This window comes from Pseudoalteromonas lipolytica (assembly GCF_003515105.1).
Taxonomy (GTDB): Bacteria; Pseudomonadota; Gammaproteobacteria; order Enterobacterales; family Alteromonadaceae; genus Pseudoalteromonas; species Pseudoalteromonas lipolytica.
Genome location: NZ_CP032090.1, coordinates 3,258,897 through 3,280,777, shown reverse-complemented (window position 1 = coordinate 3,280,777; position 21,881 = coordinate 3,258,897). Strand labels below are relative to the sequence as shown.

15 protein-coding genes are annotated in these 21,881 nt (G+C 41.4%); 9 read left to right on the top strand and 6 right to left on the bottom strand.

The features are described 5' to 3' along the window. The first annotated feature begins 3 nt into the window (after positions 1-3). The 3 genes from D0907_RS14730 (at position 4) to galU (ending at position 4,330) form a co-directional block, all read left to right on the top strand. Positions 4-552: a sugar transferase gene (locus D0907_RS14730; RefSeq protein WP_118844676.1), complete on the top strand. Its 549-nt coding sequence runs from the start codon at positions 4-6 to the stop codon at positions 550-552. A 214-nt stretch (positions 553-766) separates the two neighbouring features. Next, positions 767-2,731 carry a nucleoside-diphosphate sugar epimerase/dehydratase gene (locus tag D0907_RS14725; protein ID WP_118844675.1) on the top strand — a complete coding sequence of 655 codons (1,965 nt, stop codon included), beginning with the start codon at positions 767-769 and terminating at the stop codon, positions 2,729-2,731. A gap of 690 nt (positions 2,732-3,421) precedes the next feature. After that, positions 3,422-4,330 carry a UTP--glucose-1-phosphate uridylyltransferase GalU gene (gene galU, locus D0907_RS14720; protein WP_118844674.1) on the top strand — a complete coding sequence of 303 codons (909 nt, stop codon included), beginning with the start codon at positions 3,422-3,424 and terminating at the stop codon, positions 4,328-4,330. A 90-nt stretch (positions 4,331-4,420) separates the two neighbouring features. Here galU and D0907_RS21065 read toward each other — a convergent pair whose 3' ends face one another. Then, positions 4,421-4,633, bottom strand: a complete 213-nt coding sequence (locus D0907_RS21065) for a hypothetical protein (protein ID WP_162898058.1) — start codon at positions 4,631-4,633, stop codon at positions 4,421-4,423. Between the two features lie 89 nt (positions 4,634-4,722). On the opposite strand from D0907_RS21065, the gene D0907_RS14715 reads away from it, so the two are divergent. Further along, the gene (locus tag D0907_RS14715; protein WP_118844673.1) at positions 4,723-6,855 is read left to right on the top strand and encodes a YjbH domain-containing protein; all 2,133 of its coding nucleotides are present in this window, start codon (positions 4,723-4,725) and stop codon (positions 6,853-6,855) included. A 27-nt stretch (positions 6,856-6,882) separates the two neighbouring features. Here D0907_RS14715 and D0907_RS14710 read toward each other — a convergent pair whose 3' ends face one another. From D0907_RS14710 to D0907_RS14695, 4 genes are all read right to left on the bottom strand, one after another. Beyond that, a complete protein-coding gene (locus D0907_RS14710; protein WP_118844672.1) occupies positions 6,883-7,251 on the bottom strand; it encodes a four helix bundle protein in 369 nt (122 codons plus the stop codon). Positions 7,252-7,339: 88 nt separating this feature from the next. After that, entirely contained in the window at positions 7,340-8,716 is a 1,377-nt protein-coding gene (locus tag D0907_RS14705) for an MBL fold metallo-hydrolase RNA specificity domain-containing protein (protein ID WP_118844671.1), read from the bottom strand. Positions 8,717-9,556: 840 nt separating this feature from the next. Further along, entirely contained in the window at positions 9,557-10,636 is a 1,080-nt protein-coding gene (locus D0907_RS14700; RefSeq protein WP_118844825.1) for a phosphotransferase enzyme family protein, read from the bottom strand. 13 nt (positions 10,637-10,649) lie between these two features. Next, on the bottom strand, positions 10,650-11,564 hold the full coding sequence (locus D0907_RS14695; RefSeq protein WP_118844670.1) for an NTP transferase domain-containing protein: 915 nt from the start codon (positions 11,562-11,564) through the stop codon (positions 10,650-10,652). A gap of 825 nt (positions 11,565-12,389) precedes the next feature. On the opposite strand from D0907_RS14695, the gene D0907_RS14690 reads away from it, so the two are divergent. The 5 genes from D0907_RS14690 to D0907_RS14670 all read left to right on the top strand — a co-directional run bounded on the left by D0907_RS14690 (position 12,390) and on the right by D0907_RS14670 (position 21,164). Then, the gene (locus tag D0907_RS14690; RefSeq protein WP_075593942.1) at positions 12,390-12,863 is read left to right on the top strand and encodes a DUF721 domain-containing protein; all 474 of its coding nucleotides are present in this window, start codon (positions 12,390-12,392) and stop codon (positions 12,861-12,863) included. Between the two features lie 617 nt (positions 12,864-13,480). Then, the gene (gene secA / locus D0907_RS14685; protein ID WP_036973239.1) at positions 13,481-16,189 is read left to right on the top strand and encodes a preprotein translocase subunit SecA; all 2,709 of its coding nucleotides are present in this window, start codon (positions 13,481-13,483) and stop codon (positions 16,187-16,189) included. A 62-nt stretch (positions 16,190-16,251) separates the two neighbouring features. Beyond that, a complete protein-coding gene (gene mutT / locus D0907_RS14680) occupies positions 16,252-16,650 on the top strand; it encodes an 8-oxo-dGTP diphosphatase MutT (protein WP_065979523.1) in 399 nt (132 codons plus the stop codon). A 1,788-nt stretch (positions 16,651-18,438) separates the two neighbouring features. Further along, a complete protein-coding gene (locus tag D0907_RS14675) occupies positions 18,439-20,511 on the top strand; it encodes a M13 family metallopeptidase (protein ID WP_075593943.1) in 2,073 nt (690 codons plus the stop codon). A gap of 53 nt (positions 20,512-20,564) precedes the next feature. Beyond that, a complete protein-coding gene (locus tag D0907_RS14670) occupies positions 20,565-21,164 on the top strand; it encodes an REP-associated tyrosine transposase (RefSeq protein ID WP_083633657.1) in 600 nt (199 codons plus the stop codon). Positions 21,165-21,288: 124 nt separating this feature from the next. Here D0907_RS14670 and yjgA read toward each other — a convergent pair whose 3' ends face one another. Continuing rightward, on the bottom strand, positions 21,289-21,810 hold the full coding sequence (yjgA, locus tag D0907_RS14665) for a ribosome biogenesis factor YjgA (protein WP_036973236.1): 522 nt from the start codon (positions 21,808-21,810) through the stop codon (positions 21,289-21,291). Positions 21,811-21,881 lie beyond the last annotated feature (71 nt).

Sequence of the window (21,881 nt, the reverse complement as noted above, 5' to 3'; positions counted from 1 at the left end):
TAAATGATACGTTTACTCGACTTTTTATTTGCTTTATTTGGTTTGCTTATAGCTTTACCATTTTTAGTTATTTTATACGTTATAGGCCTGTTTGATACAGGTTCTCCAATTTTTACACAAGAGCGTGTAGGGCGACATAAAAAACCATTTACTCTTGTTAAATTTAGAACAATGAAGGTTGATACAGCTTCTGTTGCCAGCCACTTAGCAAGTACAGCCTCAATTACACCTTTTGGTGGTTTTTTGCGTAAAACAAAGTTAGATGAGTTACCACAACTTTGGAATGTACTGAAAGGTGAAATGAGTTTGGTTGGCCCGCGCCCAGGTTTATTTAACCAAGAAGAGCTAACACTAGCACGCGAAGCTAAAAATGTTTACTCTGTCCGCCCAGGTATTACTGGTTTGGCTCAAGTAAACGAGATCGATATGTCTACCCCAGAACTCCTCGCAAAAACGGATCGTGAAATGATCGACACCCTTACTCTATCGAGTTATTTTAAATATATTTTAATGACGGTAACGGGGAGTGGGAGCGGTGATCGTGTTAAATAGTAACCAAAGTTTAGGTGGCCACTGAGGTGCAAGAGGACTCGCGCCCAAGATTTAAATCAAATTTTTATAAAAATCAATAGCTAATGATATTGTATTAGTTTGGTGGCTAGATTCATTTGGTTCAGCTATAATTCATGAAAATTTAACAACTGTTAAGCAGCCAGTCAGCTTAGGTTGGTATGTTAATCGGCAAAAACAAGACAGGGAACTTGTTGTGGATAATATTATTCGCTCTATTTTAAACTCTTCGCGTGCAACTAAGCGCATTATTACTCTTTTTATCGATTCGCTATTTATAATATCAGCGTTTTGGCTTGCGTTAATAGTTAGGCTCGATAGCATTGCACCGCTTAGCAAAGCAGACAACTGGATGTTGCTTTTACTACTTGTGCCAACAGCACTGTTTATTTTTATTAATTTAGGTTTGTATCGTGCAGTGCTGCGTTATATGAACTCGCAAGCTTTATGGGCAATTGTAATTGGCACCCTTATTAGCACGATTGCTTTGGTACTTTTTGCTTTTTTTATTGGTGTAGAAATACCGCGTACTATGCCGTTTATTTTTGCTTGGCTGTGCTTACTTACAGTGGGGGGGGCACGTATTGTTGTACGTGCGATGATTGGTAAATTAACAATAGCAAATAAAGAGTCGGTTATTATTTACGGTGCGGGTTCGTCGGGTCGCCAATTAGCCACAGCGTTAGGCGCTGGGCCTGAGTACTTTGTTCGCGCTTTTATAGACGACGACGAAACAAAGCAGGGCTCTATTATTCAAGGTATTCCTGTTATTGCCTTTAAAGATATTTACGACCTAATTAACAGAGGTAAAGTAAGTAAGGTTTTACTGGCAATGCCTAGTGAGAGTAGAGCGCGTCGTAAACAAATTTTAGCGCAGCTTGAGCCGCTTTCTATTAAAGTGCTTTCTATTCCAGGTATGGCCGATGTAATAGAGGGTAAAGCTAAGCTTTCTGAGTTTAGAGATGTTGAAATAGAAGACTTATTAGGTCGCGATTGTGTGGCACCTAAAGCACATTTATTGGCCGCTAATATTAAAAATAAAGTGGTTATGGTAACCGGGGCCGGTGGCTCAATAGGGTCTGAGTTATGCCGCCAAATTGTTAAGCAAAAACCAACTAAGCTTGTGTTGTTTGAGTTAAGTGAGTTTGGTTTATATTCAATAGAAAAAGAATTAGCAGAGTATATAGCTAATAATCAACTTAATGTTGAGCTAATCCCAATTATGGGCTCTGTACAGCGCATTAACCGTATTGAAACAGTAATGATAGCGTTTGGTGTACAAACTGTTTATCACGCTGCAGCCTACAAGCATGTACCTTTAGTTGAACACAATGTTGTTGAAGGTGTACGCAATAATGTTTTTGGCACTTATTACACTGCTAAAGCCGCTGTAAATGCCAAAGTTGAAACTTTTGTACTTATATCTACCGACAAAGCAGTGCGCCCTACTAATGTTATGGGGGCTACAAAGCGTATGGCAGAGCTATGTTTGCAAGGCTTGGCCCAAAATAAAGGTAAAAACCATAACACGCGGTTTTGTATGGTAAGGTTTGGTAATGTTTTAGGCTCTAGTGGCTCGGTAGTGCCATTGTTCCGTAGGCAAATACGTGAAGGCGGCCCAATAACGTTAACTCATCAGGATATTACTCGCTTTTTTATGACCATCCCTGAGGCCGCACAGCTAGTAATTCAGGCTGGTGCAATGGGCAAAGGGGGCGATGTATTTGTACTTGATATGGGCGAGTCGGTAAAAATTATCGATTTAGCCACAAAAATGATTCGTTTATCTGGTTTCGAAGTAAAAGATAAAAACAACCCGCATGGTGATATAGAAATAGTGTGTACAGGCCTTCGCCCTGGTGAAAAACTGTTCGAAGAGCTATTAATTGGTGACAATGTAGGCGAAACCTCGCATGAGCGCATTATGACAGCAAATGAAGTTATGCTGCCTCTAGCAGAGCTAAATGTATTTTTAGAGGCGCTTGATATCGCTTGTCATAACTTTGACCACGAAACCATAAGACAATTATTGTTAGATGCACCAACTGGCTTTAACCCAACCGATGGTATTTGTGACCTGGTTTGGAATGCTAAACAAAAATCAAGCCATAATATCAATGACTTTGCAGAGCAAGGCAAGGTAGTTAATTTAAAAAATTAACAAGGTTTATTTGATAATTTTTTATAATAAAGATTGCTACGCAACGCGCCATGCAAGCATAACGCCTACGGTTTAATGTAGGCGTGAAATTTATCTCGCGCGAAGGGGTTATAAGCAACGAGTTACGAAAAGCGAGATTCGAGCTTGTGTAGAGAAGGTTGTTAATGCCTTGAAAAAGTTTACTTTTTCTGCGTTAAAACGCCTCCTGCAATGTGTGATGTGTATCACTTGTAGGAGGGGCTTTAGCCGCGAATTTTAAAAATAACTTCCGATGCAAACGCGCCATGTAAGCATAACGCCTACGGCTTAATGTAGGCGTGAAATTTATTTCGCGCGAAGGGGGTGTAGGCAACGATTTACGAAAAGCAAGATACGAGCTAGTACAACTAAGTAGATAAGGTTGTTTTATGCCGCTGTAAAGGTTTGCTTTTTCGGCGTTAAAACGCCTCCTACAATGTGTGATAAGTATCACTTGTAGGAGGGGCTTTAGCCGCGAATTAAAAAAATAACTTCTGGTGCAAACGTGCCATGCAAACATAATACCCAAGGTTTTTGTGGTTTGCTCTTTGAATATTATTATTCCAAAATAATATTGTTCGCATCTCGTACCCTAACAATCATTCATTTTATATCAAGCTTAAAACTGTTAATTTCAATTTAAATAGAATTAAATTCAAACAAGGACTTACTATGAAAGCCGTTATTCCTGTTGCAGGGCTGGGCACTCGCATGCTGCCAATGACTAAGGCTATTCCAAAGGAAATGCTGCCATTAGTAGATAAACCACTTATTCAGTACATTGTGAATGAATGTGTGGCTGCGGGTATTAAAGACATTGTACTCGTAACGCATAGTTCTAAAAATGCTATTGAAAACCACTTTGACACGAGCTTTGAGCTTGAAGCAACACTCGAAAAACGTGTTAAGCGTACATTACTTGATGAAGTACGCTCTATTTGCCCTGAAGATGTAACCATTATGCATGTACGCCAAGGCGAAGCTAAAGGATTGGGCCATGCAGTAATGTGTGCTAAACCGATTGTTGGCGATAACGACTTTGTGGTTGTATTGCCCGATGTTATTTTAGATGCGTATACGGCAGATCAAAAAACTGAGAATATTGCAGCTATGATCACGCGCTTTAAAGCGGTTAAAGCAAGCCAAATTATGCTTGAACCTGTCGCCTTTGATGATGTGAGCAAATACGGTATTGCCGACATAAATGGTGTAAAAATTAAAGCGGGCGAAAGCGCCCCTATTAAAACCATGGTTGAAAAACCAAGCGCAGAAGATGCACCATCTAACCTTGCTGTTGTTGGTCGTTATGTATTGTCGAAAGCTATTTGGCCAATACTTGCTAAAACACCAGCAGGCGCTGGCGGCGAAGTTCAATTAACCGATGCAATCGACGAGCTAATGAAGCATGAAATAGTTGAAGCTTTTCACATGAGTGGTCGTTCACATGATTGTGGCGATAAGCTGGGTTATTTAAAAGCCATTGTTGAATACAGCATGCGCGATGAAAAACTAGGCGCTGAATTCACTGATTTTGTGACGCAAATGGTTAACCCTACAGAAAGACACCTTAAAGCGGTTTAACAAAAAGATTTCAAATATAAGAAGTTAGATATTAGATTTCACAAGTCAGATCACACATACATTTAGTGGTTAGAAGTTAGTTAATAGCTTTTAACCACTTGTTTTATCCTCTCCCCAAATAAAATCTTGTTCAACTCGCAACTCGCAACTCGCAACTCGCAACTCGCAACTCGCCACTCGCCACTCGCCACTCGCAACTCGCCACTCGCCACTCGCCACTCGCCACTCGCCACTCGCCACTCGCAACTCGCCACTCGCAACTCGCAACTCGCAACTCGCAACTCGCAACTCGCAACTCGCCACTATTTAATTCGTACTATCTTCTTGTTTTTTGATTCTAATGTTATATTTACTTTAATTAAGGATTTTATAATTTTAACTCGGACTCACCTATGCCTAAATTTAATACCTTGTTTTTAAGCTGTGCTGCTGCATTAAGCTTGCCGGCTGCTGCAGAAGACATTAAAGCGTATCAATCATTCTCTGGTTACACAGGTTTAATAAATACTCCTAATGCAGAGGCACAATTAAAAGGTACCGCCGATATTGGTTTTAACAATCAGTTAGATTTACGTGGGCGGGAATATGTAGATGGCCATAACTTTATATTTTCAGCAGGGCTATTTGATGGCTTAGAAGTCAGTGGTCAAATAGCATCAAGTACGATGCACGATAATTTATTTGCTAGCGAGGGGCGTGGGCAAATTCGTGATTTATCATTTAACGCTAAGTATCAATTACCTTATATTCCAAAAAACTGGTTTAGTGTTGCTGTCGGTGCTAAAGATATTGGTGGTGCAGCCAATAACTACGAAACCTATTATGTAGTGGCATCAAAAGAGTTATGGGATTTTAGATTCAGTGCAGGTGTTGGCCGCAGTGACCGCCGCACAGGTGAAATGGACGGTGCCTTTGCGGGTGTTGAGTGGCAACCACTCGAGTGGTTTAGTGTATTAACCGAGTACGATGCTGAGGCAGTAAATGCAGCTGCACGTATTACAGTACCTAAAAAGTGGCTTTACGATATTGGTGAGCTTACTTTTACCAGCCGCTTTTACAGCAGTACCGATTTTTCTGAAGAAAAAGACACCTATTGGGGTGTTAACTTTAGCCTACCATTGTCTGATGAAGCTAAAAGTAATTATAAACCTGTTGAACCAGCGCCATATGTTGCACCGGTTAGCACTAAGCCAATGGCTAAAGTGAATGACCATGGTGTAGGGTTTATTCATACTGCCATGGCTCCAGAACTTGCAGAGCAACCTAAGGCATTAACGCTTGCTAAAATTAATAAAGCACCTAAAGAGCTGTCTAATGCAAATTTAGGTGACCAAGTTCAGCAATTAAAAGATGCTTTATTAAATGACGGCTTTGAAAATGTGGTAGTTGGTTTTAACACCAGTACAATTTTTATTAATTTTGAGAACTCGGTATTTAACCGTAACAATGTAGACGCGATAGGTGTTGTACTTGGTCGCATTACAGAAAATGTTAGCATTGCAAACAAGCACTTTAGTGTTCAATTATCTAAGTCGGATTTACCACTAATCGCCATTGAGGGAAATATTGATAACTACCGTGCCTTTATAGAGCGTGGTATAAGCCCTGACTTAAATATTCAACATGGTCGAGCGAGTATCCCCGAGGGTGTTGTGTGGGCAGGTAAAGCACAAGCAAGCCCATACTTTAAGCCTCGTTTAACAGTAAGCCCAGTGCTTTCATCAACATACGCTACTGAGTTTGGTGTTTTTGATTACTCGGTAGGTGCACGTGCAACACTTGATATACCGCTTTGGAAAGGAGCGGGTATTAATGTGGCTGCGCAAACTATCATTGAAGAAAGTGACGACTTTGAAGATCGTAAAGTATTTGATAATTACAGCCTTGACGAAGGCATTGTAAATGCAAGTTTGTATCAAACCTTTGCGTTACCGTTTGGTTTTTATAACCAAACGCAAATAGGTTTTTATAAAGATTACTTTGATTACAAAGCGATTATTAATGAAACAGCATGGCTCAGCCCTGAAGGTCGCCATAAAGTAAGTGCAAAATTAGGCTATTTTGATTTTGCTGATTACAGAGCGACTCGCGAGTATCAAACGCTTTCTTATCAATACAACTGGGTAGAACACGATATTACTTTACACGCCACCGGCGGTAATTATTTTTACGAAGACAGTGGCTATAAGCTAGAAAGCCGCTTTTGGTTTGGTGACAGCTACGTAGGTGTATATTATCAAGATACTGAATCGCAAAAAATAGGTGTCGCAATTAGCATTCCGCTTACTCCACGTAAAGACATGAATGTTACGCGCTATGGTCAGTTAAAAGGCCAAGCTGCGTGGCGTACTTCTGTTGGCACACGTATCGGTAATGATGTAAATACCCTGGTATTTAATGAAGCTTATGCGCCTACATCATCAATCACACTCGATAATACGGTGTTTAATAAAGGCCGCTTAAATGCAAGCTACATTTACAACAACCTAGCGCGCATGAAAGAAGCGTATGAGAGTTATAAATAACGACCTTTAGAAGTTAGATATTAGAAGTTAGTGGTTAGAGCCACTAGCTTCTAGTCTTTTATCAAAGCGTTGTTTTAGGCCCGTTAGCATTGCACCTAACTCTTTTGTTTCTTTGATCCAAAGTTGTGCTTCATCTCGGTTTATATAGCCTATTTCTATACCAATATAAATTTGTGTTCTTGCTTCAGCAAGAGAAGCTCTCGCAATATCGATAAATCGACTTTTTTCTTTAAAACTTTCGCGACTAACCCCCTCTGCAATGTTGCTAGGTACAGACAAACCTGAACGCGTTAACTGGTCTCGAAAGCTAAAATCTTTAATCTTAGTTGTTGATTTATAAATATCTGCACTTAACCGTGCCGAACGTTTCCATACATCTAAGTTTTCAAAATTCATAACAAATTCCTTGTGCTATTTTAATCTAGTTTCTAACCTCTAACCTCTAACCTCTAACCTCTAACCTCTAACCTCTAACCTCTAACTTCTAACCTCTAACCACTATTTCTATTCCTATTCCTATTTCTTTTCCTAAAACCTGTTCGAGTTTTTTTGCTAATGTCTGTTTTGCTTGTTCATCGCCATGAACGATTTTAATTAAACGGGGTTTTTTACGCATACCGGTTACAAACTTAATTAATCCGGTTTGATCTGCGTGGGCGCTGTAGCCGCTAATTGTGTGTATTTGTGCGTTTATGGTTACTTTTTCGTTATTTATAAATACATAACCACCGCGTGGGCCATAGGTTTGAATATCGCGCCCAAGTGTTCCTTCTCCTTGATAGCCTACAAAAATGACGTCGGTTGTTTTGTCTGGTAAAAAGCGAGCTAGATAATTCACAATTCTGCCACCGCTGCACATGCCACTTGCTGCAATAATAATGGCAGGCTGTTGTTTAGAATCTAAAAAGTTAATAAGTGCTTGATGCTCTTGGTGAGTGTCGATGGTATGTAACTGGCTAAAATCGAGCGGATGGCGGCCTTGGTTTATTCTTTTTTTAGCTTCGTCGTCCCACAGTTCTTTAAAGTGCAGGTACTCAGTAGTGAAATTTGCCGCCATGGGTGAGTCTACAATAATTTTTAGTGTATGCCACATGGAGCGTTTACTCGCGGCATGAATAATTTGTTCAAGCTCGTATAGCAGCTCTTGCGTTCGGCCAATACTAAAGGCAGGTATAAGCACCACTCCGTTGTCGCTTACAGCTCGCTCAATAACCTTTTTAAGCATTGTTACTCGTTCTTTTCTGCCTTGATGGTTTTTATCGCCGTAGGTTGACTCAATAACGAGAGTATCAGCTTTATAAGGTGGCTTAGGAGTAGGTAACAGTGGTGTATAGGGAGCGCCTAAATCACCAGAAAAAACGACGCGATGTGTATTTGGTTTACTGCCAAGTTCAATTTCAATATAAGCTGAGCCTAAAATATGCCCAGCACGCTGCAAACGAAACTTTGTTTTTAGTTGTAAGTCATCGAGAACATGCCACTGATTAAAATCAATCGCAATAATTTGTCGTTTAAGTAATTTAAGGCAAGTGCGGATCATGCTTTCATCGCGGGTGACGCCTACTTTTAAAGCATCTTCAATCACCATGGGCAGGAGTTTAGCACTTGCTAAAGAGGTATAAATAGGCCCTCTGAAACCTGCTGCGAGTAGATATGGAATACGACCAACATGATCAATGTGGCAATGGGTAACAAGAAGCCCTTTTAATGTTGAAATATCAAATTCGATATTAAGATCGTGTTTGCTTTCTTCTCCCTGAAACAAACCACAATCAACAAGTAAAGAAGCCGAGTCGTTTATGAATAGCTGGTGGCATGAGCCAGTTACGCCGTTCACCGCTCCATGGTGTTTTATATGCATAATATACCTTCGGTATTAATGGGGTAGTTTTCAGCATAGAGGTTATTGGTTGTTAGAGCAACGGATGATAAGGCATAGGTAACCATAACGAGCAACGAGTAACGAGATGCGAGCTAAACCGTGAAGGATGTTTTATACCACTGAACAGGTTTGCTTTTTCGGCGTTAAAACGCCTCCCACATGTGTGATGTGTATCACTTGTAGGAGGGGCTTTAGCCGTGAAAGGGTTATAGTAACGAGTTACGAGTTACGAAGTACGAGATGCGAGCTAGTACAGCTAAATCGAGAAGGTTGTTTGATATTGCTGAATGGGTTTGCTTTTTCGGCGTTAAAACGCCTCCCACGTGTGAGATGTGTGTCACTTGTAGGAGGGGCTTTAGCCGTGAAAGGGTTGTAAGCAACGAGTTACGAGAAGCGAGATGCGAGCTAATACAGCTAAACCGTGAAGGTTGTTTAATACCGCTGAACAGGTTTGCTTTTTCGGCATTAAAACACCTCCCACATGTGTAATGTGTATCACTTGTAGGAGGGGCTTTAGCCGTGAAAGGGGTGTAAGCAACGAGTTACGAGAAGCGAGATGCGAGCTAAACCGTGAAGGATGTTTAATACCGCTGAAAAGGTTTGCTTTTTCGGCGTTAAAACGCCTCCTACGTGAGAGATGTGTATCTTTTGTAGGCGTGAAATTTATTTCGCGTGAAAGGGTTATAAGCAGCGAGTTACGAAAAGCGAGATGCGAGCTAATGTAGGCGTGAAATTTATTTCGCGCGAAGATGGCTAACCTCTAACCTCTAACCTCTAACCTCTAACCTCTAACCTCTAACCTCTAACCTCTACTTCAGTTCATCCCTTATTTATCTCTAAAATCGCTTTAAGGGTATGTTCTTTGGCGAGAATATCGCGGTATAGGGCAAACTGGTTGCGGGCACGTTCAAGGTTATGGTGTGCGTGCTTGGTGGCAAAGTAGTTATCACCATCGATAAAGTCGGTTAAAAAGCGCAGGCCTATCATAAAGGTCATGACTTTTGTACCAAGCCAAAAGCTTTCTTTTTCGGCGTCGGTAATAACCTCTTTTAACGGTTCTACATAACCTTTTACGATAGCGGCGAAGATCTCTTCGCGAACGCGCACGTTGCTTAAATTCGTAGAGTCTTCTTGTTCTGGTGAACAGAATGTACGCACCATGTCACCAAAATCAAACAACCAGTAGCCTGGCATGCAGGTATCTAGGTCGATAACGGCTTTGGCATCATCTGACTGCTTACAAAAAAGCATGTTGTTTATTTTCGTGTCGTTATGGCAAGGTCTAAGTGGAATTTTACCTTCAAGCTCTTTTAGCTCATCGACTAGCGTATATTGGTTTAAGCAAAAATCAATATCGCTTTGGCAAAGCGCAACTCTGCTTGCAGGGTCATGTTCGATGACCTTTTTGAAAGCATCAAAACGCATCGCTAAATTATGAAAATTAGGAATGACATGATGCAGCTGGTCAGCTTCAAAGTCTTGCAATGCTAGAGCGAATTGTCCAAATGCATTGGCTGCAGTTTGTGCCTGCGAAATAGTTGCAACAACATCTTCGCTGTAACTGCCGCCAATAAATTCGAGTGCACGCCACACACCGTGATCGTACTCAACCAAAAAGTCATTTTTTATTGTGGGTACATGGCGAATAATGTCTAAATCATACTCACCTTTTTGGTGTTTTTCTGTTAAATGCTGTTCAATCAAACGTGCGTTTTCGACCAGTTGCTCTGGGTGTGGAAACACATCGGTATTGAGCTTTTGCACAACTAGCGCATGTTCATCTGTTTTTAAAAGCATTGTGGTGTTGATGTGGCCGTTGCCAATTGGTTTTAGACTTACATCCACTTTGTTTAGGCCAAAACATTCAGATAAATGCGCTGCAACTGGGTTAGACTTCATAGGAAATTCACTTTTAATTTGCATTTGAACAGGTGTGCTTGTTGTTAGTTCGTCCGTGATGTAATTCATAAAGCTTTTTTGAAACCTTTTCTAGCTCTGATCTGTAAGTAACACCATACCAAGCAGATTGAGCCTGGTAGACAGCCACTGATTGAAATGTGTTTTTGATTGCTTTTTGGATTTGGTCAGGCAAATAATACTCTTTTGTGACACCGTTGTCATTATCTTCTAGAAACTCAGAAAAACCACTCTCTAAATACTCAAAAATACGCGGTGTAATTCCCCAAAAGCTCATTGAGCCTAGTGCATCATTCGCTATTTCGCACTGTTCACCGTGTGGGTTATTACCATAAAGCGTGTTGTTCTCACGTTTTATATCTAAATACTCGACCACATCGATAAGATAACCTTGCTGATCTACTTTACATACCCCTCGGTTAACGCCACCTTGCTTTGAAAGCGTGTCTTTAATTGGGTAGCCAACCATTGCCCACTGCGAGTTGTGTTTAAAATGTTCTGCGATAATCTCGAATGATGAAGCACCGTAATAATCATCGGCGGTGATCACAATGGCAGGGTTATGAACAAACGGTTTTGCACATAAAAGTGCGTGACCTGTACCCCAAGGTTTAGTGCGCGTTGTGGCTAGAGAGCTAAATTTAGCGGGTATCGCTGTGATTTCTTGTTCTACGAGCACAATATCGAGTGATTTAGGTAAGCGAGGTAAAATGGTAGCCTCGAACTCTGCACGTATTTTTTTATTAATCACGATGACAACTTGGCTTACCCCCGCGTTTACTGCATCGGCAATACTGAGTTCCATAATGGTACAACTAAGGCCAGGGATCTCAGCAATTTGCTTATTTCCACCAAAACGGCTACCAAGTCCGCCCGCCAATACGATTAAAGTTAGAGAGTGTTGTGTCATTGCGCATTCAGAGTGAAAAAACAAAGGAAAAGTTTACCAGAAATATTTACGGCGTAGGAGGGGCTTGAACCTTGAAATTATAAGTAACGAGATAAATAAGCAGCGAGTTACGAAAAGCGAGATGCGAGCTAAATTGAGCCGGTTGTTTAATGTCACTGAACAGGTTTGCTTTTTCGGCGTTAAAACGCCTCCTACGTGTGTAGTGTGTATCACTTGTAGGAAGGGCTTTAGCCGTGAAAGGGTTATAAGCAACGAGTTACGAAGTACGAGATGCGAGCTAGTACAGCTAAACCGTGAAGGTTTTTTATGTCCCTGAAAAGGTTCGCTTTTTCTGCGTTAAAACGCCTCCCACGTGTGAGATGAGTGTCACTTGTAGGAAGGGCTTTAGCCGTGAATTTTAAAAGAGACGTTGCTGCGCAAACGCGCCATGCAAGCATAACGCCTACGGTTTAATGTAGGCGTGAAATTTATTTCGCGCGAAGGGTTTATAAGTAACGAGCATCGAAAAGCGAGATGCGAGCTAAATTGAGCTGGTTGTTTAATGTCGCTGAACAGGTTTGCTTTTTCGGCGTTAAAACGCCTCCTACGTGTGTAATATGTATCACTTGTAGGAAGGGCTTTAGCCGTGAATCTTATAAAAGATGTTGCTGCGCAAACGCGCCATGCAAGCATAACGCCTACGGTTTAATGTAGGCGTGAAATTTATTTCGCGCGAAGGTACTCTTAGCTCGTATCTCGGTTCTACATCTTGTTATTCTCGCTTTACCTTGGCGGTCGGTGGTATATTCTCTTTGGTAGGTAATAAAACCGTTTAGGTAGATAATTATGGCAAAAGATAGATACGCGCCAAAAGCGCTTGGCGATATTATGGCTGGCTTGAGTGGCCGTCTTGCGTCGTATGCTGGAAAAACGCAAGGTCTTTCGAGCCAACAAGCTATTCTTGATGAGTTTTTAGGGGAAATACTGTCTAAAAAATGCCGCGTAAGTAACTATCGTGATGGTACGTTAATGATCGAAGCTGTTTCTGCGCCTATTGCGCTGCGTTTAAATTATTTAAAAATGGATATGCTTTCGCACTTTCGTGCTGCGGGTATGGCAGAGCTCGGGCAAATTAAAATAACAGCGAATCCGCAAGCAACCCAACGTTTATCAGCCTCACCAAAACACGACAATAAACCCGTTTCTAAGCGCAAAATGAGCGAGCAAACAGCTGATTACTTAACGGCTATCGCCGCTGATGCACCGCCATCGCTGAAAGAAAAACTTGAGCGCTTGGCATTGCACGGGCGAAAGAAGTAACTTGTAGGCGTGAAATTTATTTCGCGCGAAGGTTTATAATAGAAGTTAGAAATTAGAAGTTAGATATTAGAAGTTAGAAATTAGAAGTTAGATATTAGATATTAGAAGTTAGATATTAGAAGTTAGATATTAGAAGTTAGATATTAGAAGTTAGATCACGCAGCTTGCTTGAGATTAAAGTGGATTTATTTTGTTCTAACCACTAACCACTAACCACTAACCACTAACCACTAACCACTAACCACTAACCACTAACCACTAACCACTAACCACTAACCAAATCGCCTTTTTTCACCCCACATCTTGATTTTATTTCGAATGTCGCCATATCTATCGGGTGGTTTAATTTTCGTGTTTTTTTGCGGGGTTAAACTAAAGTTTACGGCTGATTTTTAAATTTTCTTGCTGAAATTCCATATCTTCACGCTGAGATGGTTTGATGTTGCGCAGACTCTGGTATGATAGCGCACGAAATAAGCGGTGTTTTGAACAGCGTACAGATAAATTGTTAATTAATATGCTCTACATCATAAGCATAAGCGCATATTAATTATCAATTGTAGAAAGTGGGTTAGCTAACGAGTAGCTAACAAAGAATATATTGTAACGGTTTTATCATGATATCTAATTTATTTACCAAGATTTTTGGTAGTCGCAATGACCGCACTATTAAAAACCTAAGAAAGACGGTCGCACTGATCAATGCGCTTGAAACGCAATTAGAAGCGCTTTCTGATGAAGATCTAAAAGCAAAAACAGCAGAATTTAGAGAGCGTTACGATAACGGACAAAGCCTAGATGATATTCTACCAGAAGCATTTGCTGTGGTACGTGAAGCATCTAAGCGTGTAAATGGCATGCGTCATTTCGACGTACAGCTACTAGGTGGTATGGTATTACACCAAGGCCGTATCGCAGAAATGCGTACCGGTGAAGGTAAAACACTAACGGCAACATTGCCTGCATACCTGCGTGGTTTAACGGGTAAAGGTGTTCATGTTATTACCGTGAACGACTACCTTGCAAAGCGTGACGCAGAAACCAACCGTCCATTATTTGAATTCCTTGGCCTAACCGTAGGCTGTAATGTGCCAGGTATGATGCCACAGCAAAAGAAAGTGGCTTACAGTGCCGACATTACTTACGGTACAAATAACGAATTTGGCTTTGATTATCTTCGCGATAACATGGCATTTAGCATTGACGAGCGTGTTCAACGCCCACTTTACTACGCTGTAGTGGATGAGGTGGATTCAATCCTAATCGATGAAGCGCGTACGCCGCTTATTATCTCAGGCCCAGCTGAAGACAGCTCTGAGCTTTACATCGAAATCAACAAGATTGTGCCAGAACTTGAGCTGCAAGAAAAAGAAGACGAAGAAGGCGTTGAAGGCGACGGCGACTTTACTATCGATGAAAAGTCTAAGCAGGTTCATTTAACTGAGCGTGGCCAAATTAAGGTTGAAGAACTACTGATTGAGCGTGGCTTAATCGAAGAAGGTGATTCACTTTATTCAGCTTCAAGTATCACATTATTAAGCCATGTTTACGCAGCACTGCGTGCGCATAAGCTTTATCAAAAAGATGTTGATTACGTTGTTAAAGAAAACGAAGTAATTATCGTTGATGAGCACACAGGCCGTACAATGGAAGGCCGTCGTTGGTCAGAAGGCTTACACCAAGCTGTTGAAGCAAAAGAAGGTGTACGCATTCAAAACGAAAACCAAACATTGGCATCAATCACATTCCAAAACTACTTCCGTTTATACGACACGTTAGCGGGTATGACGGGTACAGCAGACACAGAAGCGTTTGAGTTCCAGTCTATTTATGGTTTAGACACGGTTGTAATGCCAACTAATAAACCGATGATCCGTGATGACCGTGCCGATCTTGTGTATTTAACACAAGAAGAAAAGTACGAAGCCATCCTTGCCGATATTAAAGACTGTCAAGAACGTGGTCAGCCAGTACTTGTGGGTACTATTTCTATCGAAAGTTCTGAGTACTTATCGCAATTCTTACGTAAAGAAAAAATTAAGCACAATGTACTTAATGCTAAATTCCACGCGCAAGAAGCCGACATTGTTGCTGACGCGGGCTTACCTGGCACAGTAACGATTGCCACTAACATGGCCGGTCGTGGTACCGATATCGTGTTAGGTGGTAACTGGCACAGCGAAATTGAAAAGCTAGAAAACCCAACTGATGAGCAAATCAAAACGATTAAAGAAGAGTGGCAAAAGCGCCATGATGCAGTAATCGAAGCTGGTGGTTTACACATCATTGGTACTGAGCGTCACGAGTCGCGCCGTATCGATAACCAGTTACGTGGTCGTTCTGGTCGTCAAGGTGACGCAGGTTCGAGCCGTTTCTACTTATCAATGGATGATGCGTTAATGCGTATCTTTGCGGGTGAGCGCATGACTAACATGATGCGTAAACTGGGCATGCAACGTGGCGAAGCAATTGAGCACCCTTGGGTTAACCGTGCAATCGAAAACGCACAACGTAAAGTTGAAGCGCGTAACTTCGACGTACGTAAACAACTTCTTGAGTACGATGATGTTGCAAACGACCAACGTCGCGTAGTTTACTCGCAGCGTAACGAACTACTTGAAGAAGGCGATATTTCAGAAACTATCACTGCAATCCGCAGCGATGTTCTTAATGGCATGATTGACCAATACATTGCACCGCAAAGCTTAGCGGAAATGTGGGATATTCCAGGCCTAGAAGAACGCTTAAAGCAAGATTTCTTAATTGAACTGCCAATTTCACAATGGCTAGCTGAAGACAGTAAACTTTACGAAGAAAAACTGCGTGAGCGTATCGAAGAAGCCGTTGAGCAAGCATACAAGCAAAAAGAAGAGATGGTGGGCGATTCAGTACTACGTCAATTCGAAAAAGCGATTATGCTACAAAGCCTAGACCAACACTGGAAAGATCACTTGGCTGCAATGGATCATCTTCGTCAAGGTATCCACTTACGTGGTTATGCACAGAAGAATCCGAAGCAAGAGTACAAGCGTGAATCATTCGAGCTATTCTCTGAAATGCTTGAAAACTTAAAAATCGACGTAGTGAGTATTTTAAGTAAAGTTCAAGTACGTGCAGAAGAAGATGTTGAAAAGGTAGAAGAGCAACATCGTCGTAGCGAAAATGCACCACGTGAATACCAACACGAAGAAGCTGAGCACATTGGCGGCGAAACGCCACAAGGTGCTGTAGTTAGCCACCGTGCAGAGCCTAAGGTAGGCCGTAATGAGCCGTGCCCATGTGGTTCAGGTCAAAAGTTTAAACAGTGTTGTGGTAAATTAAAGTAACCAAAACACTGGGATAAAAAGCGACGCTTGCGTCGCTTTTTTTATGATTGAGGAAATATAAAATGACTAAGAAAATAGTGCATGTCGCAGTCGGTGTAATTTATAAAGACCAACAATTATTTATTTGTAAGCGCCCAGACGATAAACACCAAGGTGGCTTATGGGAGTTCCCTGGTGGCAAGGTCGAGCAGGGCGAAAGCGTGTTTGCAGCGTTACAACGTGAGCTATTAGAAGAAGTAAACCTGACGGTTAATGGCAGTGATGAATTAATGGTTATCGAACACGATTACGGCGATAAATGTGTGCGTTTAGATGTTCATATAGTTGATAACTTTACAGGCGAAGCCCATGGCGCAGAAGGTCAGCAAGGTAAGTGGGTACCCATTAATGAGCTTGATTACTACGTGTTCCCAGCCGCCAACGTCGAAATAGTTGAAAAGATAAAGCAACGTTTTAAATAAGCAACGAGATAAATAAGCAACGAGCTGCGAAAAGCGAGATACGAGCTAATGTAGGCGTGAAATTTATTTCGCGCGAAGGGGTTATAAGCAACGAGCTGCGAATTACGAGATACGAGCTAAACCGTGAAGGTTGTTTGATATTGCTGAACAGGTTTGCTTTTTCGGCGTTAAAACGCCTCCCACGTGAGAGATGTGTATCACTTGTAGGAAGGGCTTTAGCCGTGAAAGGGTTATAAGCAACGAGCTGCGAAAAGCGAGATGCGAGCTAAGCCGTGAAGGTTGTTTGATATTGCTGAACAGGTTTGCTTTTTCGGCGTTAAAACACCTCCCACGAGTGTGATGTGTATCACTTGTAGGAAGGGCTTTAGCCGTGAATTTTATAAAAGATGTTGCTGCGCAAACGCGCCATGCAAGCATAACGCCTACGGTTTAATGTAGGCGTGAAATTTATTTCGCGCGAAGAGGTTGTAAGCAACGAGCTGCGAAAAGCGAGATGCGAGCTAAGCCGTGAAGGTTGTTTGATATTGCTGAACAGGTTTGCTTTTTCGGCGTTAAAACACCTCCCACGAGTGCAATGCGTATCACTTGTAGGAAGGGCTTTAGCCGTGAAAGGGTTATAAGTAACGAGTTACGAGTTACGAGAAGCGAGATGCGAGCTTGTATAGTTAAAACGCCTCCCACGTGTGTAGTGTGTGTCACTTGTAGGAAGGGCTTTAGCCGTGAAAGGGTTGTAAGCAACGAGTTACGAAGTACGAGATGCGAGCTAATGTAGGCGTGAAATTTATTTCGCGCGAAGGGGTTATAAGCAACGAGCTGCGAAAAGCGAGATGTGAGCTAAGCCGTGAAGGTTGTTTGATATTGCTGAACAGGTTTGCTTTTTCGGCGTTAAAACACCTCCCACTAGTGTGATGTGTGTCACTTGTAGGAAGGGCTTTAGCCGTGAAAGGGTTATAAGCAACGAGTTTCGAGAAGCGAGATGTTGGATGTGAGCTAAACCGAGAAGGTTATTTAATACTGCTGAAAAGGTTTACTTTCTCGGCGTTAAAACGCCTCCCACGTTTGAAGTGTGTATCACTTGTAGGAAGGGCTTTAGCCGTGAATCTTATAAAAGGTGTTGCTGCGCAAACGCGCCATGCAAGCATAACGCCTACGGTTTAATGTAGGCGTGAAATTTATTTCGCGCGAAGAGGTTGTAAGCAACGAGCTGCGAAAAGCGAGATGCGAGCTAAGCCGTGAAGGTTGTTTGATATTGCTGAACAGGTTTGCTTTTTCGGCGTTAAAACACCTCCCACGAGTGCAATGCGTATCACTTGTAGGAAGGGCTTTAGCCGTGAAAGGGTTGTAAGCAACGAGCTGCGAGAAGCGAGATGTTGGATGTGAGCTAAGCCGTGAAGGTTGTTTAATACCGCTGAAAAGGTTTGCTTTCTCGGCGTTAAAACGCCTCCCACGTGTGAGATGTGTGTCACTTGTAGGAAGGGCTTTAGCCGTGAAAGGGTTATAAGCAACGAGCTGCGAAAAGCGAGATGCGAGCTAATGTAGGCGTGAAATTTATTTCGCGCGAAGGTGGCTAACCTCTAACCTCTAACCTCTAACCTCTATTTTCTATCTTTTAACCTCTAATTTTTTGTTTCATCGTTCAAATATGCAGCTCATCCCTTTTTGATAAAAATTGTTACATATTCGATTTTATTGTTTTGCATATGAGGTTTATTATGGGGGTAGCGAAAAACTACCTGCTATTATGGTTTTTCAATAGATACTTCAAAAACAATTAAGTACAGGACTCCCATGAAAAAAGTAACACTTACCGCTGCAAGTATTGCGCTTGCACTTGGTCTTGTTGGTTGTGGTGAAAAAGAACAAGAAATTAAAACACCTGCAACGGCAACCGTCACTGAAGCAAAAGCACCTTTAGATTCAGGTATTGAACTGGCGAACATGGACAAGTCTGTTCGTGCACAAGACGACTTTTACTATCACGTTAACGGTGAATGGCTAGAAAAAACAGAAATTCCAGGTGATAAATCAAACTACGGTTCATTCACTCAGCTTTATGATGATTCGCAAAAAGCGATGAAAGAAGTACTCGAAAAAGCCGCAGCAAATAAAAATGTTAAGCCAGGCTCTGACGAAGCTAAATTAGCTGCTTTCTATAACAGCTATATGGACGAAGCGGGCCGCGAAGCTGCGGGTATCAAACCATTAACGCCAATTCTTGAAAGTGTTGACGCAGTTAAGAATAAATCAGACCTCGTTACATTAATGGCTGAGTTACGTATTAAAGGCGGAAGCTTACCATTTGGTTGGTACGTAAATAACGACGCGAAAAACTCAAGCGAAAACGCGATGTATGTTTACCAATCAGGCCTAGGTTTACCTGACCGTGATTACTACTTAAAAGATGATGAAAAATTCACCAATATTCGCGCAGCCTATGAAGCATACATTACTGCTATCTTGAGCAAAGCGGGTGTTGCTGATGCAGAAGCTGCTGCAAAAAATATCATCGCACTTGAAACAAGTATTGCAGATGCACAGTGGAGCCGCGTTGAAAGCCGTGATGCAACCAAATCTTATAACAAGATGAGCATTGCTGATGCGAATAAATTGACGGGTGAGTTCGATTTAGCTGCGTATTTTGATGCATCGGGCGTTAAAACCGACGACGTAATCGTTCGCCAGCCTAGCTACCTAGAAAAATTTGCAGGTATTTATAACGATACTGATTTAGCAACATGGCAGAACTACCTTAAATTCCATTTTGTGAGCAATTACGCAGGTCTTTTAAATAAAGAGCTAGTAGACCTTAACTTTGATTTTTACAGCACAACACTTCGTGGTGTGACAGAGCAATCACCTCTGTGGAAAAAAGCAGTTGATGCGTCTAACGGTGTGTTAGGCGAAATTCTAGGTAAAGTATACGTTAAAGATAACTTCCCGCCTGAAGCAAAAGCACGTATGGAAGAGCTGGTTGATAACGTAATTAAGGGCTACGCAGTTGCGATTGAAGGTCTTGAATGGATGAGCCCTGAAACGAAACTTGCTGCGAAAGAGAAGCTTGATAAGTTCACGCCTAAAATTGGTTATCCAGACAAGTGGAAAGACTACTCATCGCTTGAAATTAAAGGTGATGACCTCGTTGGTAACTACATTCGCTACAGCGAGTGGGAATTTGCAGACATGACTGCAAAAATAGGTAAGCCGGTAGACCGCTCTGAGTGGCACATGACACCACAAACGGTTAACGCTTACTACAATCCAGTGAATAACGAAATTGTATTCCCTGCAGCTATTTTACAACCGCCATTCTTTAACCTAGAAGCCGATGACGCAGTAAACTATGGTGCTATTGGTGCGGTAATTGGCCACGAACTGGGCCATGGTTTCGACGACCAAGGCGCAAAATATGATGGTGACGGTAACTTACGTAACTGGTGGAGCGAATCAGATCTTAAACAGTTTGAAGAGCGCACAGGTCAACTTGTTGCTCAGTACAATGAGTACAAGCCGTTTGAAGATGCAAACGTAAATGGTGAGCTGACACTTGGTGAAAACATTGGTGACTTAGGTGGCTTAACAGTTGCTTATACGGCCTATCAATTATCACTTGGAGATGAAAAAGCGCCAGTGATTGACGGCTATACCGGCGATCAACGTTTCTTTATGGGCTGGTCACAAATCTGGCGTCGTAAATATCGTGATGAAGAGTTACGTAACCGTCTAATGACAGACCCTCATTCACCAAGCCACTACCGTGTAATCGGTATTCTTTCAAACATGCCTGAGTTCTATGAGGCATTTGACGTGAAAGAAGGCGACAAAATGTATATCAAACCAGAAGATCGTGTGAAGATCTGGTAATAAACCACGGTTTGAAAAGAAGGCTCTGAGTGTTTGCTCAGAGCCTTTTTTGTATGTATATCATTGTAGGAGGTGTTTTAACGCCGAAGTATTTATGGTTATTGTATTTAATGTTCACGGTTAAAGCCGTTTCTATGTATATTTATCTTGATTCTGTTATATCTTTGGCTAGGTTTAATACAGTGAATGGAGGGTTATGGATGACCGCACATTATCAAAATCTAAGAAAACATAGGGTATCAATTCCCTTTCATTACTACAGTGTTACAACTTCAACTCTTGATAGAAACTGTTATTTTTCTGACTTTAATAATGCTCGAGTCTTAATTAATACCTTAAAGGCTATAGAAGATATTAAAACCAGAACAATTTGCTTCGTTGTAATGCCTGATCATCTACATTGGTTATTTCAGTTACAAGATAAAGTACCTTTAGCGACATTAATGAGAGAAGTTAAAGGGAAAAGTTCATATTTGATAAACAAGTCAGCAAGCCCAAAAAGAAAAATTTGGCAGCCAGGATATTATGATTCTTTGATCCGGAGTGAAGAGCATTTACGAGACGTATCGCGGTACATTATTGCAAACCCGTTGAGGGCTGGAATTGTTAAAAATGTGCGTGATTATCCTTATTGGGATTGTATCTATTTATAGTTAAATTTTACCATACACGGCTAAAGCCGTTCCTACAGGAATTGTAGGAGGCGTTTTAACGCCGAAATGGCTATAAAAAAAGCCGCATAATTTACATTAAGCGGCTTTTTATATTAAAAGAGACTTAAACCATAATCGCATCTTTTAGATACTGGAATAACTCTTTGTAACTCTTTGCCGGTTTTTCGGCTTTAACTTCCTTGGTTGCATTACGCACTAGTTGACGCATTTTTTGACGCTCAAGCGATGGATACTGCTCAATAGTCGGGTTGATTAAGTCATCACCTTGCTTGATCAAGTCATCACGAAGCTTTTCTATTTTATTCATTAATACGTCAGCTTGGTTATTCTTGTTCAGCATGATGTCAATCATGGCTTGAATTTCATCAACGTTTTCAGTGGTACGTAGTACTTTTGCAATATAGTTTAAGTTACGACGGTAAGCATCGCTTTTATCGCTAACTTTATCTGCAACGACGAGGGCTTCTTTAAGCTCGTCGTTTAATGGTAAGCGGTCGCGTTGCTTTTTAGCCATCCCTGCGATTTCAGCGCCAAGATCGTGATATTGCATTGCCTCACGCTTTAATTCGCTTTTTGATACGTAAATAATTTCTTCTTCAATTGCAGGCTTTTTCTTCTTCGCCATAAGGATGCTCATCCGGTAAACTTAACTATTCACTATTATACGCCATTTAGTTAATGATTAATATTAGCTGA